At 40.8% G+C, this 15,136-nt stretch carries 10 protein-coding genes and 1 pseudogene; 7 read left to right on the top strand and 4 right to left on the bottom strand.

Features of this window, described 5'->3' with window-relative positions; all coding sequences use genetic code 11:
- Positions 1-43 precede the first annotated feature (43 nt).
- The 6 genes from R3O62_RS21990 to R3O62_RS21965 all read left to right on the top strand — a co-directional run bounded on the left by R3O62_RS21990 (position 44) and on the right by R3O62_RS21965 (position 8,398).
- Positions 44-2,500 carry a PQQ-binding-like beta-propeller repeat protein gene (locus R3O62_RS21990; protein WP_032539737.1) on the top strand — a complete coding sequence of 819 codons (2,457 nt, stop codon included), beginning with the start codon at positions 44-46 and terminating at the stop codon, positions 2,498-2,500.
- Positions 2,501-2,513: 13 nt separating this feature from the next.
- Positions 2,514-3,437 (top strand): alkaline phosphatase, encoded by a 924-nt coding sequence (locus R3O62_RS21985; RefSeq protein WP_032539738.1) that lies wholly within the window; start codon positions 2,514-2,516, stop codon positions 3,435-3,437.
- A gap of 66 nt (positions 3,438-3,503) precedes the next feature.
- Positions 3,504-4,445, top strand: a complete 942-nt coding sequence (locus tag R3O62_RS21980) for an endonuclease/exonuclease/phosphatase family protein (protein WP_005781322.1) — start codon at positions 3,504-3,506, stop codon at positions 4,443-4,445.
- Positions 4,446-4,526: 81 nt separating this feature from the next.
- Positions 4,527-6,020: an arylsulfatase gene (locus tag R3O62_RS21975; RefSeq protein ID WP_032539771.1), complete on the top strand. Its 1,494-nt coding sequence runs from the start codon at positions 4,527-4,529 to the stop codon at positions 6,018-6,020.
- Between the two features lie 394 nt (positions 6,021-6,414).
- Positions 6,415-7,980 carry a DUF4925 domain-containing protein gene (locus R3O62_RS21970; protein ID WP_032531983.1) on the top strand — a complete coding sequence of 522 codons (1,566 nt, stop codon included), beginning with the start codon at positions 6,415-6,417 and terminating at the stop codon, positions 7,978-7,980.
- Between the two features lie 19 nt (positions 7,981-7,999).
- Positions 8,000-8,398: a hypothetical protein gene (locus tag R3O62_RS21965; RefSeq protein WP_005808340.1), complete on the top strand. Its 399-nt coding sequence runs from the start codon at positions 8,000-8,002 to the stop codon at positions 8,396-8,398.
- A 79-nt stretch (positions 8,399-8,477) separates the two neighbouring features.
- Here the strand turns inward: R3O62_RS21965 and R3O62_RS21960 are convergent.
- The 4 genes and pseudogenes from R3O62_RS21960 to R3O62_RS21945 all read right to left on the bottom strand — a co-directional run bounded on the left by R3O62_RS21960 (position 8,478) and on the right by R3O62_RS21945 (position 13,574).
- Positions 8,478-10,151, bottom strand: a pseudogene (locus R3O62_RS21960) (IS1182 family transposase).
- Positions 10,152-10,409: 258 nt separating this feature from the next.
- Positions 10,410-11,192: a porin family protein gene (locus R3O62_RS21955; RefSeq protein WP_032539739.1), complete on the bottom strand. Its 783-nt coding sequence runs from the start codon at positions 11,190-11,192 to the stop codon at positions 10,410-10,412.
- Positions 11,193-11,202: 10 nt separating this feature from the next.
- On the bottom strand, positions 11,203-12,297 hold the full coding sequence (locus tag R3O62_RS21950) for a PCMD domain-containing protein (RefSeq protein ID WP_005808332.1): 1,095 nt from the start codon (positions 12,295-12,297) through the stop codon (positions 11,203-11,205).
- Positions 12,298-12,446: 149 nt separating this feature from the next.
- Positions 12,447-13,574, bottom strand: a complete 1,128-nt coding sequence (locus R3O62_RS21945) for a glycoside hydrolase family 43 protein (RefSeq protein WP_032531982.1) — start codon at positions 13,572-13,574, stop codon at positions 12,447-12,449.
- A 175-nt stretch (positions 13,575-13,749) separates the two neighbouring features.
- Between R3O62_RS21945 and R3O62_RS21940 the strand changes: the two genes are divergently transcribed.
- Positions 13,750-15,036 (top strand): serine dehydratase subunit alpha family protein, encoded by a 1,287-nt coding sequence (locus R3O62_RS21940; RefSeq protein ID WP_005808324.1) that lies wholly within the window; start codon positions 13,750-13,752, stop codon positions 15,034-15,036.
- Positions 15,037-15,136 lie beyond the last annotated feature (100 nt).

Below are 15,136 nucleotides of genomic sequence, written 5' to 3'. Positions count from 1 at the left end.
TTCGTTAAGAGATAAAACTGATTAATATAGTAAAACAATAAATATGTTGAAGTTATTTGCAGGTATAGCGGCTTTATTCCTGGGAGTTGGCAGTTCTGCTTTCGCACAGATAGAAGGCGGGGTTTATATCGACACAAACAGAAACGGCATTCGTGATGCCGGAGAGAAAGGGATAAAGGGGGTCTGTGTGCAAGATGGGCTCCATGTGGTGCAAACGGCGGAAGATGGTAGCTTTATACTTCCGGGACATAAAGACACCCGGTTTATCACTTTGACCGTGCCCGATGGATTTCAGGCATCTGCTTCCCATTATTTACCTTTCGACGGGACCGGGAAAAAGTATGAACTGGGAATTTGCAAGAGTCCGGTAAGGACAGGAAATGGATATTCGTTTGTACAAATCACAGATACAGAGACATCTCTGTATGGTGACTGGATAGACAATCTGAAAGAGTATGTGAAAACAAATCCGACTGCTTTTATCATCCATACAGGTGATATTTGTTATGAAGCCCATCAGGATTTTCACGGACGTTATCTTCGTTCTGAGGATTTGGGGGTTCCGACTTATTATTGTGTGGGTAATCATGATTTGCGTGCCGGAAGGTATGGTGAAGAGTTATGGCAGAGTCATTTCGGTCCTTCATGGTATTCGTTCGACGTTGGTAATGTGCATTATGTGGTTACTCCGATGCTGGGTGGTGATCATGCACCCTCGTACAGGCGTGCTGATATCATCCGTTGGCTGAAGAATGACCTTGCACAAATAAATAGAGATAAAAGGGTAGTTTTATTTAATCACGACTTATGGTTTTGGGGAGACGATTTGCTCTTCAAGGATAAAAACGGCGAACAGATAGACTTTGCAGATTATAATCTGGACGCCATGATTTACGGACACTGGCACAATCATTATTATAAGCAGTTGAAGTCGGGACTTCAGACCTACTGCTCATCTACTCCGGATAAAGGAGGAATCGATCACGGAACGTCCTGTTTCAGGATTTATCATGCTGATACCAAAGGTAAACTCAGTTCGGAAACCCGTTATACTTATATCGATGGAATCTTGACTTCTGCTTATCCGGCAGAAGGTGAAATTGTTTCTGTCTCTGATGGTAAAATGACAGTTCGGATTAATGCTTATCGTACGGTGTCGTACGCAAAAAAAGTAACGGCTTCTGTTGAACGGAACGGGAAAATCATGTCGTCTGTCACATTGTTACCCGAAACAGACTGGGAATGGAGCGGAACAGTCCGTGTGTCCGATGGCAAGCAGCGCTTGTTGGTGACTGCCGAGTTTGAGGATGGAACCCGTTTGACGAAAAGGGTGGATTACACCGTAACCGGGCAGCCGGCAGCTTCGGCTGTGGCATCCGCCATTTGGGCGGGACTTCGTGGAAATGCCGCCCACAATCAACTGGTGAATGACACAGTGTCTTTGCCTCTGCAAACCAACTGGGTCCGAAATGCAGGCAGCAATATTTATATGTGTTCGCCCATAGTGGCACAGAATAAAGTGTTTATAGGAACCATTGACGATGATAGGGCAGAGAAATGCTTTATAAAAGCCTATGATGCTGCAACAGGAGGTCTTTGCTGGACTTTCAGTGCTTCTAATTCGATAAAGAATACCATTGCTTATGAAGACGGGCGCGTGTTTGCTTCGGATGCTTCGGGGATGCTTTACGCCATAGATGCAGAAAAAGGAACGGTTTGTTGGCAAACACAGTTGCCGGTTTCTCTATTGCCACTTCTTGATGAAGGCTTGGCGGTTGTCGATGGTGTGGTGTATGCCGGACATGCGAAAGGAACTTGTGCCGTACGGACTGCCGATGGAAGGATCCTGTGGCAGAACAAAGCCTGGGATGGAGGTGAGGGAACCACTTCTACTTTGACTGTAGGTGCAGGAGTATTAGTGGCGTCTGCACATTGGAACGGACTCTTCGGACATGACATCAATGACGGTACTTTATTGTGGAAGAAGCGTGACAGTAAAATTCGTTTCCGTGACGGATCGGCAACTTTTTACGATGGTAATTTCTATCTGGCCTCATGTGAGAATTTATATGTGATCAACCCACGTTCCGGAGATATTCTGAAAATGGCGGAAACTTCTTATGAGTTTAATTCGGCCTGCGCTCCGCTTGTGACGGATAAATATCTGGTTGTTTCCACTTCCAATAAGGGAGTGGTTGCATTTGACCGTCTTACTTTTAAAGAGGTCTGGAACTATCGTACCGGAACAAGCCTTTTCTATACTGTCCCTTATTCTCATAGCCATGAATGCACAGTCGAAGTTTCGCCTGTACTTGTGGGAGCAACCGTTTTCTTTGGGGCCAGTGACGGGTATTTGCATGCCGTTGACTTGGACACAGGCGCCTATCGTGGGAAACGTGCTTTGGGAGCTCCGGTATTCTCGAGTGTGGCAGTAAGCGGTAACTGTCTGTTCGTTACCGATTTTGGAGGTAATATTTATAATTTTAGGTTACATGATTAATTGTATATACAAAATGAAAAAGATTTCGATATTATTCATATTTTCTGTGATTCTTAGTTTATTTGCCGGTGAAGTAAATGCAGCCGGTCCCCGTTTGAAGAAACATCCGAAGCATGTAGTATTAATTGCTTTTGACGGTTTAAGTGCCGTTGCTATCCGCAATCATCCCATGCCCAATTTCAACCGGTTGATGGAAGAAGGGGCTTATACACTGAACAACCGTTCGATTCTGCCATCATCGAGTGCTCCAAACTGGGCCTCTATGTTTTCCGGAGCCGGACCGGAACTTCATGGATATACGACCTGGGGAAGCAAGACACCCGAGATTCCTCCTTTTATAACCAATCAATACGGTCGTTTTCCGGGACTTTACGGATTGATACGCGATACATATCCTAAAGCAGAAGTAGGCTATATTTATGAATGGGATGGAATGAGATATCTGGTTGATTCGCTCGCTATCAACTACTTCGTACATGCTCCGCAAACAAAGGAACATCCTAAGGGAGCGACACAATTCGCCGTGAATTATCTGAAAGAGAAAAAGCCTATGTATTGTGCCGTTATATTTGAATATCCTGATCACACCGGACACAGCTACAAGTGGGAATCCAAAGAGTATTATGAAAAGCTCGATGAATTGGACGGTTATTTAGGTGAAATAGTAGCAGCCATTGAAGAAGCCGGTATGATGGATGATACTGTAATTATACTGACTGCGGATCATGGCGGAATCGGTACTAATCATGGCGGAAAAACTCTCAATGAAATGGAGACCCCGCTTGTATTTTATGGAAAGGGTGTGAAAAAGAACTATAAGATAACTGAGAGTACAATGGTGATTGATGTGGCTGCAACGGAAGCTTGGCTGCTGGGGGTTGAGCCTCACGAAGCCTGGTTGGGCAATCCGGTAACGACAGCATTCTTTACTAAATAATTAAAATGTACTTATCCAATGGGGGAAATAGCCCCCCATTGGATGATACCTGTATAAAAGATTGATATGAAAAGATTTATATATATGCTAATTGCGTCTTTGGCAATTAGCTTTGTCTCTTGCACACCTGTGGAACGTGCTAAGGAGAAGGAATTAAAAGTTTTGTCATGGAATGTATGGCATGCAGGGCATGCTAAAAACTATCCCGAAAAGGGCTGTGAAGGAACTATAGGGATTCTGAAAAAAAGTCAGGCGGATGTTATTTTGATGATTGAGACTTATGGTGCGGCTCCAATGGTGGCAGACTCTTTGGGATATGATTACGTATTGTTATCAGACAATCTGTGTATTTATAGTCGCTATCCGATAAAGAAAACGTATCTTTTTCCTGATTCCATTTCTACATTCAATTTCGGAGGAGTCGAAATAGATATGGATGGTACGCCGGTCCGTTTATTCGATACCTGGCTGCATTATTTACCCGATATGCGATTAGTGCCTACAGAGCAATCAGAAGCCGATATTTTGGCTTGGGACGATGCCGGAACACGAGATGATGAAATACGCCGCATACTTTCTGTTTTGCAACCGATGATTCGTCAGACTGACAGTATTCCCATGATTATGGGGGGAGATTTCAATGTACATTCCCATCTTGACTGGACAGATACCACGAAAGATATGTATAGCCATGGTGGTGCCGTTGTGGAATGGACTGTTTCTAAAGAGATGCAAAACGCAGGTTTCAAGGATAGCTTTCGTGAAATTCATCCCCAACCCGAAAAGAATATAGGAGCTACCTGGATCTACGATAATGAAGATAAGCCTGTCCGGTCCGACCGTATTGATTTTATCTATTATCAAGGTAAGACTATTCGTGCGGTAACGTCTGAATCTTATAACCAGGAGCTGACTAAACCTCTGGAGTTTATGGGAGAAAAATTCTTTTATCCTTCCGATCACGGTTTTGTATTGACTACTTTTAAAGTGTCATCGTTGGAAAAGTAGTGCCGGATTATCATATATTGAATTTTTATGAATATTAGATTTGTATGTTCTGCATTGTTGGTACAAACAGCAGGACTCCAGATGGTGTATGCGGGGGATAAGGTTACCGATTCTGTCCGTCCCAATATTATTTTTGTGCTTGCGGATGATTTGGGTTATGGAGATCTGGGATGTTTCGGACAGAAGCGGATCGAAACTCCCCATATAGACCGTTTGGCTGCCGAAGGAATGGTATTCAGTAATTATTATACCGGATCTCCGGTTTCGGCTGCTGCCCGTTGTGTTCTTTTGACAGGAAAACACAGTGGTCATTGTGGCATCAGGGGGAATGATGAAGCTCCGGAACGTGGTAGAGTATGGGATTTTCTTGCGGCTGAGCGCGATTCAACCTTAGAAGGTCAACGCGGATTGCCATCCGGTACGAAAACATTTGTGTCAATTTTGAAGGAAGGAGGATATCGTACAGGGATAGTAGGAAAGTGGGGATTGGGTGCTCCGGGTACTGAAAGCCTGCCTTTGAATCATGGTTTTGACTTCTTCTATGGTTATAATTGTCAGCGTCAGGCACACACTTACTTTCCATTGCATTTGTATCGGAATGAACAGAGGGAGTATCTGGCAAATGATACGGTGATACCGCATACCAAACTTGACCCCGGAGCCGATCCTTTGAGCCTGAGCAGCTATGATAAGTTAATCTCACATGTTTATTCGCCCGATAAAATTCAGGAAGAAGCATTGCGTTTTATGGAGGAGAACAAAAAACAACCCTTTTTTCTTTACTACGCTACTCCTTTGCCACATGTTCCAATTCAGGCTCCTCAACGTTTGATTGATCATTATGTCAGAAAATTTGGTGACGAGTCCCCTTATTTAGGACAGGCCGATTACTTTCCGGCACGTTATCCACATGCCGGATATGCGGCAATGGTGACTTACATCGATGAGAAGGTAGGTGAGATTATAGATTTTTTAAAGAAGAAGGGATTGTATGAAAATACGGTCATTATCATTTCAAGTGATAATGGCCCGACCTTTAATGGTGGAGTCGATTCGCCTTGGTTCCGGAGTGGAGGTCCTTTCCGTTCGGAATATGGATGGGGAAAGTGCTTTTTGCGTGAAGGAGGAATCCGTGTACCGTTGATTGTAGCATGGAAAGGACATATCCGGGCAGGAGCACACACTACATTACCATGTACATCTTATGATTTTTACTCAACGATATGTGAACTGGCAGGTGTGAATCCGGCCACAGAGACCGATGGAATCAGTTTTTATCCGACTTTAATGGAGAGTGGAGATCAAATGAAGCATTCTTATCTCTATTGGGAGTTTATGGACATAGAAGGACAGCAGGCTGTACGTATGGGCAAATGGAAAGGATTGCGTAATGGACTGAAAAGAGGAAATATGAAGATCGAGCTATACGATCTGGAAACAGATTCTTGTGAACAGAGGGATGTTGCTCTTAAGCATCCTGAAATCGTCAAAAAGATTGGTGAGATTATGAAAAAAGAGCATACTGTTCCCGTATATCCTGCATTTCGGGTGAAAGTATTGGACGAATTATATTGATTCTTAAAAAATAGGATAGTCGGTAGTGGCAACTTAGAATGTATATATACGATTATATTATTATGTATAAAGACTGAAAGGGAGTAAGAGATCTTTTTTGATAGAAAGGGACTCTTACCCCTGTCTTTTTATAACCAGTGTAATATAAGTAATTAGCATAAGAAAACTATTCTGCCATTATATTATTAAAGATGATGATTGAGAGATGTTATATCTGATGGATTAGAATCATAGATTGAATTTTTTATGATACGATTTCGGCCAATAAGCAACTTAATCTTAAATTTAGAACATAAAATACGTAAGATAGACCTTGTTTGGATGGAAATAAAGCAGTTACTTTGCTCCGTTTTAGAATAAAGATTAAAAATTACTAACTAAACGTGATTAATTTATGAAGAAAAATTTATTGTATCTCTTCGCACTGATTTGTTCAGTGAGCTTGTTCACTGCTTGTAGTGACGATGATGATAACAGTTGGCAAGAACTTCCTAAAGGTGAAATTAAGGCAGAAAATGTAGATTTCCAGTTGAATGGAGCAAGTACCACGGGAACTGTAAACTTTGAAGCTACAAGTCTTCAGTCTGCAACAGTAGGTTTTAAAAATGTGATTGATGGTTATAGTGATGTAACTGTTGATGTTGCAATGGAAAAACAAGCTGACGGCTCTTTCAAATTCAATGGGACGAAAGATATTATGACTAAACCTGTAACAAGAGAAACGGCTAAACCGACTCCATTGTTAAAGGTTACAGTTGATGGTACAATTACACCTGAAGGTAAGGTTACCTTGAATGTTAGTGCAACAGGTGCCGGTCTTTATATCGGAACATATAAGGATGAAACTTTAGTGCTTTCTTATGGAGAAACTTTATTAACAGGTAAAGAGGTTGTGTTTGATGCGACTGATGGTGATAATGTTACCATTCTTTTGAAGAGTGTAATTCCTGGAGAGGAAGAAACTAATTTGACTGGTGTGAAAGTAAATGGTGATGGCTTTAGTGGAACTGCTAAAACAAGTAATGCTTCAGTTGAATATACAGGCTCTCGCAAAGATAAGGTGCTGACTTTAGCTTTGAAGGTTACGATGAATGATCCAAAAGGTTGGGCTAAAACTTATGGATTAGCTGAGTATACAACAGGAGAGTTGACTTATAATGATTATACTAATCCGAATGCTGTAATAGCAGGTGCTGGTTATGTAAATTATGTATGTGTAACTGAAAGTTCTGATTATGGAACTTCTTATGGTGCGATGTTTAGAGGAATTTTCGGTGTATTATTGCCTCAGGTGTTACAATCAGTAACTCTTGGTGCTGACGGAAATGTAACAGCTTCTTATAATTCGGGAGCTATTCAATTCCAGCCAATGTGGGCTTTAATGCCTCCAACTGCTGATGTTGCAAAAAAACTGATTCCAACAGAGGGATGGTTGCAATCTCCTAAAAACTTGGCATACTGGTTTGAAAAAGATGGTAAGTTATATGTAAAACTTAATATTCCTGTAATTGTGGCTCAGGCTATGGGAAGTGGAGCTGCTGGACTTGATGGAATTATTGATCAAATATTGAAAGGTGACCCCGCTACAATTAAAACATTGTTAGCAAAACTTTTAAAAGTTGAATCTATTGCTATTAGTGATGAATCAATTGCGATGTTATTGGACTGGGTTAACAATGGATTCCCTTTAAATGTGAAAGTAGCTAATGGGCATAGCTATATCTATTTAGATAAGGCTTCTTTTGACCCATTAATGGCTGTACATGAAACTGGGGAAGTTGATAGTTGGGGAGATCCTGTGAAAACATCTGATATTTTAATTTTATGGGAATTGTTGAGTAATAGTGGTATTCTTCCTCCGGAAGCAGGAATGGCGTCTATGTTAATTGGAGCTATAAGTGGTAATTGGGCATCAACAGATGCCTTTGAATTGGGACTGGATTTGCAGGAAACTAAATAAATATAAATAATAGAAAAAAATGAGACGAATATTCACAATATTAATGTTGCTATGTACAATTAGTGTTTTTGCGGCGAGTGTGACGAATACATATAGCGGAAAATTAACTGTATCGGTTGATGGAGCTACTCCTACAATTGTAGATCCTCAAAGTGTGAAGGTTATAGAAAATGGAACGGTTGTTAAAATGACTATTGCTAATTTTAGTTATGCAGGTTTGACAGCTGATGTTAATATAACGGCATCTAAAGACTTGAATACAGGTGAACTAACTTTAAATACAATTTCTTATGCGGGATTACCACTTAGTGGTAAGTTTAATTCGGGTTCGAAACTTATAAATAATGATTGTAAGATTGTATTGTCTATTTCAGCGGTATTTCAGAAGATAGAGGTTACTTTTGTTGGAACTAAATAAAAGAATCTAATTTTCCTCTTATAATAAATGAGGTTGTGTCAAAACGTTGGCACAACCTTTTTTATAGTTTACAGTTCTGCTATATTTTCTTTTGCCTATACTGCTTTTTCTCATCCATTTGGCCACAAGTTTGTATATTCCAATTATACCGGGTTATAAATAGTCCCATAAACATATATTTGACAACTGTAATGAGCCCTTTCCCTGCTTTTAGCAGTTTAGCACACATTTGTTTGATATTAAAGGCTATAGCAAAGAAAGCAAAGTCCATTGTAACCTTGTCTTCTCCAACATGCCGGAAGCGTCGGTATGCCATGTTGGATTTCATTTGTCCAAATACAGCCTCCGGTTCTATACACCTCCTGCCTCTATGCTTGATACCTTCTTCTGAGAGCAACCTTTCCCGTGCCTGCCGTTTGTATTGATTTAACCGGTGGTTGACTTCTATAATACGGTTCCCCCGGGCTTTAAAACAACTGCCACGCAAAGGGCAACCTTGGCATCTTTTGGCTTTATACCGGGCACTTTCGGTGATGTATCCGCCCGCTGTTTTATCACATTTGGTTCCTATACGGTTCATGTGCTGTCCCATAGGGCAAACGTAATAATCCTCTTCCGCATTGTAATGGAGACTTTCCGCCTGGAATGGATTGGGAGTATAATGGGGACGCTGTTCTTTATGAAAGTAGTTGTACTTGAGAAAGGCTTCTATCCCATTCTCCTGCATGAACCGGTAATTTTCTTCCGAGCCCGTAACCGGAGTCTGCCACATCGATACTGGGTAAGCGGTTATAGCGGTGCCGGAAGGAGTGGAAAAAAGGTATGAGGGTCAGTGTATCGGTAGGGTTGGGAAACAGCCGGAAGTCTATGATGAATTGGTTCTGGGTACCTGTTTGCAGATTATATCCGGGCTTGGTCTGCCCGTTCCTCATGGCGTCTTCTTTCATGCGCATGAATGTGGCATCAGGATCGGTTTTAGAATAGGAATTACGTTCCCCGAGGGTATCAAGGTGATTATCGTATTCTATCAGCTTATCACGGTACCCCTCGAGTTCCCTGATCTGTTTCTTCTTTTCGCGCAGGGCTTTCTTTTGTTCCTTATCCTTTGTTATCGGGTGGTGTTCCAGGGCTTCTTTAAGTTCATCCACTATGTCTGAGAGCATGGAGGGAGTGAATTGAACGGGCGTGTCTTTTACGGAGTTCTCCTATGCAATGGCCTCATCCACCTGCTCCAGAAGGATGCGAATCTTATCCATCAGCTTTGAACGGTTCCTTTTGACAGTCTTGTGTCAGACAAAAGTATATTTGTTGGCTTTGGACTCAATCTTGGTGCCATCAATATACTCCACGTCAAGACTGATGAAACCTTTATCGGCAAGGACAAGAACCAACTGAGTGAATACGGTATTTATCTCCTCTTTTACACGATTACGGAAACGGTTGATGGTAATAAAATCCGGATGCTCGTTGCCGGAAAGCCAGATATAATGAATGTCACGCAAAAGAAGATTCTCTATTTTATGGCACGAATAGATATTGTTCATATAGGCGTAGATAATCACTTTAAGCATCATTTTAGGATGATAAGGACAACGACCGCCTTATAAAGCTTCTTGAAATTATCAAGATTGAGATTATCTACAACAGCATTGACAATGCGCACCGGGGCGTTCGCAGCTATGTTTTCATCGATTCTTTGTGGAGAAAGAACGGTTTGGTTGGGAATGTAAGGACGAAAATGTAACTTTGCCATAACGAAAACTTTATGCCTAAAGTTACAAAAACTTTTTATTATGTAGTATTAATGCTTAGGATTTTTTTGTTAATTGTTTGGGTTGTTGGAATTCAGTGGAATCTATTGTTATGCTTCTTTTTTAAAGTGATATTATCTGTATGTTGTTAGTTTGTCTTCAAAGAAGTGTATTAGAATATTATTGTATAAAAAACTCGTATAAAGTCCAAGGTATTAGGATTTATACGAGCTTACTAAAATGAAATATGTCTTTTTTAATTAAAATGCATATCCAAATCCTATATTTAGATATATGGGATACATATTGAATGTAATTGTTTTGAAGTCTTTTTTAAAGATATCATTTAATCCCCAGACTAAATCTGCGTATACATTTAGATGTTTGAATGCTTTCCATTCGGCACCAGCTTGAAATCCCCATTGAAAATTGCTTAGGTCCTTAGAGAAGTCATAAGGAGCTATTTTATCTCCTTCGAATTCTGCTTTTTCTCCAGTGGGGGTGTCTTTGCGTAGATATCCATCATGCACATGTCCATTGAAGTCACCACTGGTCATAAATGAAACATAAGGACCGGCATTAATTCTAACACGTTGGCTAAGTTTATAAGCGGCTGTTACTGGAATTGAGAAATAAGAACCTCTATATTTAGTTTTTACTTTTCCTGTCCAGTAGCCTGCTAAAAGTTCGCCGCCATCCCCTATAATTTCCATACTGTAATTCTTTACACGTGCTTTGGCTTCCATACCTTTAGTTTCAAGACGTAATCCTAAAGTCATTCCCCATTTAGAGTCTTTACCAAACCATTTGGTTGTATTGCCTTCTATAGCTAAGCATATAGTAGGGCTATACCCTGTGAGTGCACGTATTTCTGCAGGTAATGGGAGTGGTGAAGCACCTCCAACGTTGAAACCTGCTTTTATTTCATATTCAAGCCCATGTAGTGCAGACCAAATAATACCATGATTCCGTTCTTCTTGGGCTTTTAAAGTGTTGATTGTGCCGATAAAAGCGAGCAGGCCTATAAGTATATACTTTTTCATTTTTTCATTTTTACTTGTTAGTGAAATTTAATAGAACCTCATCAATGTAAAGTGTACTTCCTGGAGCACCTTCGAAATGATCTCCGCGTATACTTGAAGAAAATACAATAGCTAAATTATATTTTCCAGCTTTGAGTTTCTCCATATCTACTGATTTACCAGTACGATATTCAAATGGTAAGTCAAACTTAATCCATTCATCAGTTTCTTTTGCATCTTTAATCCGAGCTACTGATACGATATAAGTATTATCTTCTGCCAATACGTTAGTTCCGTCAAGTGTAGACAATTTTTCATCTGTTTCATAAAATACGGCATAAATATCACAGATATCTTTTTTGTTATCTACAGGTTTACCATCTATTTGGAATGACTTTCCTGCCTTATATTTATAATATCCGGTAATTGAAGTTGGAATATTTGAAAAAGGGGTTCCGAATTTGGTTGAACGGAGAATATCGGTAGGCTTTACTTCAAAACTACCTAAGAATAGATTACCCGCTGCAATTGGCATTCCAAGCAACGAGCCCCAATAACCTGTTTCGCAAGTTGTTAGTTTTAAGCATTTCCCTTCGACGCCATTGTTTGCTTGACTTGTTGGATATTCTTCTGCTTTTGCTTTTACACCGGTAAAAGCAAAGCCGGCATTGCCACTTGCCCAAGTCATGGTTTCTTTCCCTTGTGCATCTGTTTCGTAGAAAATATGGTATTTTCCCTCTGAGTCGAACTTAATATTCTCAAAGTGATACATTGTGTTAGTAATACCTGAGAAAGTTACTCCTACTTCATATTTTTTCTTCCATTTTCCATCTTCAGAAGTTACTTCATAATATTGAGGTGTGGTAAAATCAAGTATAGTTCCACTATTAGGGACAATAGAAGCTCCCGGAGTCAAAGTAAACTTAGGTGCTAATGCGGTTATATCTGTTCCTGTTTTTACAATTAATGTAACTTTCTTGTTTTCGATGATGGGATCACGATTGAGAACATCACCCGGTACAGTGCATGCAATGATGTCTGCTTCTGCATTAGGTGCTTCGTCTTGTATGCAAGAAACCATTATAAAGCCCAGAAAGAAACAGGCTATCAGATTCTTTAATTTCATTCGATTCTGTTTTTGATTAATAATCCTTTTAGTTTAGTTGATTTTTTGTAAACTTGGCTGCAAAGTTAAGTTTCTTTTTTGAAAAGATACATTTGAACCCCTACAATACAACATTTTATAACGGTCATAATGTTCAGAATGGTGCGTTTTTAGTCTAAAGTCCATGAATCTTTCCATTTGATAACAGGTTTTTCGCCTTCAAAATAAATTGGAAGCCAAATATAACGTCCGTCTATTGCATTTTGGGGTGTCCAACGGTCGCCCATGTATATAAATTGGTCTTTCTTACCCCGCACCGGAAGAATATAAGTACTTTGCGAATGGAAAGTCAGGTCCGCATCCTGACCTACGCAGGGATTCCCTAATTCTTTCCATTCTCCCCAAATGGAGGAAGCTATTGCAGACCGTGCTGCATTAGGACTCCACCCGGTGCATCCGGACATGATAAGGTAATAGTTACCATCCTTCTTAAACATGGCGGGAGCCTCCATAAATCGGTTGATAAAAATTCGGGTGTACTTTCCTGTATAGCCGGTATAAGATGAATCAAGTTCGGCAATATGTAAGGTGCTGTTTTCTTCGGAAGAATAGATGTGATAGGCTTTGCCGTCATCATCGACAAACAGATTCATATCACGTGCCATCTGTCCCCGTTCCATATCGCGTCCCAATATATTGAGGCTGTCGGGATGTGCAGGAAGACTACCACCTGTGCATTGACGTTCTTCTTCGATAGAAGGTCTGCGGGCGGTTTTATGGACCGGCAGTACGTTGACAGGCCATGAACCTGCATTGGGGCGGACGGCTTTTAAGAAGGTGTAAGGACCTGTCACCCGGTCACTTACGGCGATTCCGCTTAAAGCTCCCGAATATCCGGCTCCTTTGGGCTCGAGATGGAACCACATGACATATTTTTTAGTGTGAGGATTGTATATGACTTTGGGACGCTCAAGGATACATCCTTTAGAAATGATATGTTCGGAGTCATTTTCGATCACTGACAGTGCTATTCCACAATCATTCCAATGATATAGGTTATCGGAAGAGTAGCAATGCACTCCTACATTGGCAACGTTGCCGGTTTCACCTTCTGTTTTGTGTTCGCCAAACCAATAGTAGGTTCCGTTATCGTACAAAATACCTCCACCATGTGCGTTGATATGGACCTGATGATTGTCCGGCCATATTTTTCCGGGAGTGAAGGATTGCCCTTTGGCTGTTTGCGAGAAAAGAAAACATAACAGAAAGAGGGCTTTTAGTGTAAATCCTTTATTCATTGCTCTTTTTTATTAAGTATTTGTAATTGAGAGACAAAGATACATGATAATTCTTAAATAACCAGTAAACCGATTGTAAAACTCTTAACTTGTCCGGGTGGGATATTCTTTAGTTAAATGAATGGTTTATAAGAGGATATTTCCTACTTTTGTGCAAAATATAAACCTTGAATAGATGACTGAGTCAGAAAGAAAACAGATAATTGCTTTAGTGCAGCGGGAAGTGATTCCGGCTATCGGATGTACAGAGCCGATTGCAGTTGCGCTGTGTGTAGCAAAGGCTACAGAAACCTTAGGAGCTAAACCGGAAAAAATAAAAGTATTATTGAGTGCTAACATCCTGAAGAATGCGATGGGAGTGGGAATTCCCGGTACGGGGATGATTGGGTTGCCTATTGCAGTGGCTCTGGGGGCGTTGATCGGAAAGTCGGATTATCAACTTGAAGTGTTGAAAGACAGCTCTCCGGAAGCTGTGGAAGAAGGGAAGAAGTTGATTGATGAAAAGCGTATCTGTATTTCGCTGAAGGAAAACATTACGGAGAAACTTTACATAGAGGTGATGTGTGAAGCCGGTGGAGAGCAGGCAACAGCTATTATTTCCGGGGGACATACTACATTTGTTTATGTAGCCAAAGGAGATGAAATACTATTAAATAAACAGCAAGTTTCCGGTGAGGAAGAGGAAGAAGAGGAACTGGAACTCACTCTGCGGAAAGTGTATGACTTTGCACTGACTGCTCCGTTGGATGAAATCCGTTTTATTCTTGAAACGGCAAGGCTTAACAAGAAAGCTGCCGAACAGTCTTTTCAGGGAGATTATGGTCACGCATTGGGCAAGATGCTTCGCGGAACCTATGAACATAAGATTATGGGCGACAGTGTGTTTTCACATATTCTTTCGTATACATCGGCTGCTTGTGATGCACGCATGGCAGGAGCGATGATTCCTGTTATGAGTAACTCGGGTAGTGGTAATCAAGGTATTTCCGCTACATTGCCTGTAGTGGTTTATGCCGAAGAAAACGGAAAACCGGAAGAGGAACTGATCCGTGCTTTGATGATGAGTCATTTGACTGTGATATATATTAAGCAAAGTCTGGGACGTCTTTCTGCACTTTGCGGTTGTGTGGTAGCTGCTACCGGTTCCAGTTGTGGAATCACTTGGTTGATGGGAGGCAGTTATGAGCAAGTGGCTTTTGCTGTTCAAAACATGATAGCCAACCTGACCGGAATGATATGTGACGGTGCGAAACCGAGCTGTGCCTTGAAGGTGACGACAGGAGTGTCAACAGCTGTGTTGTCCGCTGTAATGGCTATGGAGAATCGCTGCGTAACTTCGGTAGAAGGAATTATTGATGAAGATGTTGATCAAAGTATCCGCAATTTGACGCGGATTGGATCTCAGGGGATGAATGAAACAGATAAGGTGGTGCTTGATATTATGACCCATAAAGGGTGCTAATGTTAAACAATGTGTTAAAAATCAGAAGATAAGCAGTAAAAGGCTAATTCTTTCATTTTCTTGATATAAAGAACTTTGACGGAATGACGAACTATTAATG

It is taken from the genome of Bacteroides hominis, assembly GCF_033042785.2.
GTDB lineage: Bacteria > Bacteroidota > Bacteroidia > Bacteroidales > Bacteroidaceae > Bacteroides > Bacteroides hominis.
Note: the sequence above shows the minus strand (reverse complement) of the source record. Positions and strands in the feature narration are given on the sequence as shown.

Excerpts from the sequence above, each read along its gene's own strand:
- R3O62_RS21965 (WP_005808340.1), top strand. The coding sequence starts at position 8,000 with ATGAGACGAATATTCACAATATTAATGTTGCTATGTACAATTAGTGTT.
- R3O62_RS21990 (WP_032539737.1), top strand. The coding sequence starts at position 44 with ATGTTGAAGTTATTTGCAGGTATAGCGGCTTTATTCCTGGGAGTTGGC.
- R3O62_RS21950 (WP_005808332.1), bottom strand. The coding sequence starts at position 12,297 with ATGAAATTAAAGAATCTGATAGCCTGTTTCTTTCTGGGCTTTATAATG.
- R3O62_RS21945 (WP_032531982.1), bottom strand. The coding sequence starts at position 13,574 with ATGAATAAAGGATTTACACTAAAAGCCCTCTTTCTGTTATGTTTTCTT.
- R3O62_RS21970 (WP_032531983.1), top strand. The coding sequence starts at position 6,415 with ATGAAGAAAAATTTATTGTATCTCTTCGCACTGATTTGTTCAGTGAGC.
- R3O62_RS21955 (WP_032539739.1), bottom strand. The coding sequence starts at position 11,192 with ATGAAAAAGTATATACTTATAGGCCTGCTCGCTTTTATCGGCACAATC.
- R3O62_RS21975 (WP_032539771.1), top strand. The coding sequence starts at position 4,527 with ATGGTGTATGCGGGGGATAAGGTTACCGATTCTGTCCGTCCCAATATT.
- R3O62_RS21980 (WP_005781322.1), top strand. The coding sequence starts at position 3,504 with ATGAAAAGATTTATATATATGCTAATTGCGTCTTTGGCAATTAGCTTT.
- R3O62_RS21940 (WP_005808324.1), top strand. The coding sequence starts at position 13,750 with ATGACTGAGTCAGAAAGAAAACAGATAATTGCTTTAGTGCAGCGGGAA.
- R3O62_RS21985 (WP_032539738.1), top strand. The coding sequence starts at position 2,514 with ATGAAAAAGATTTCGATATTATTCATATTTTCTGTGATTCTTAGTTTA.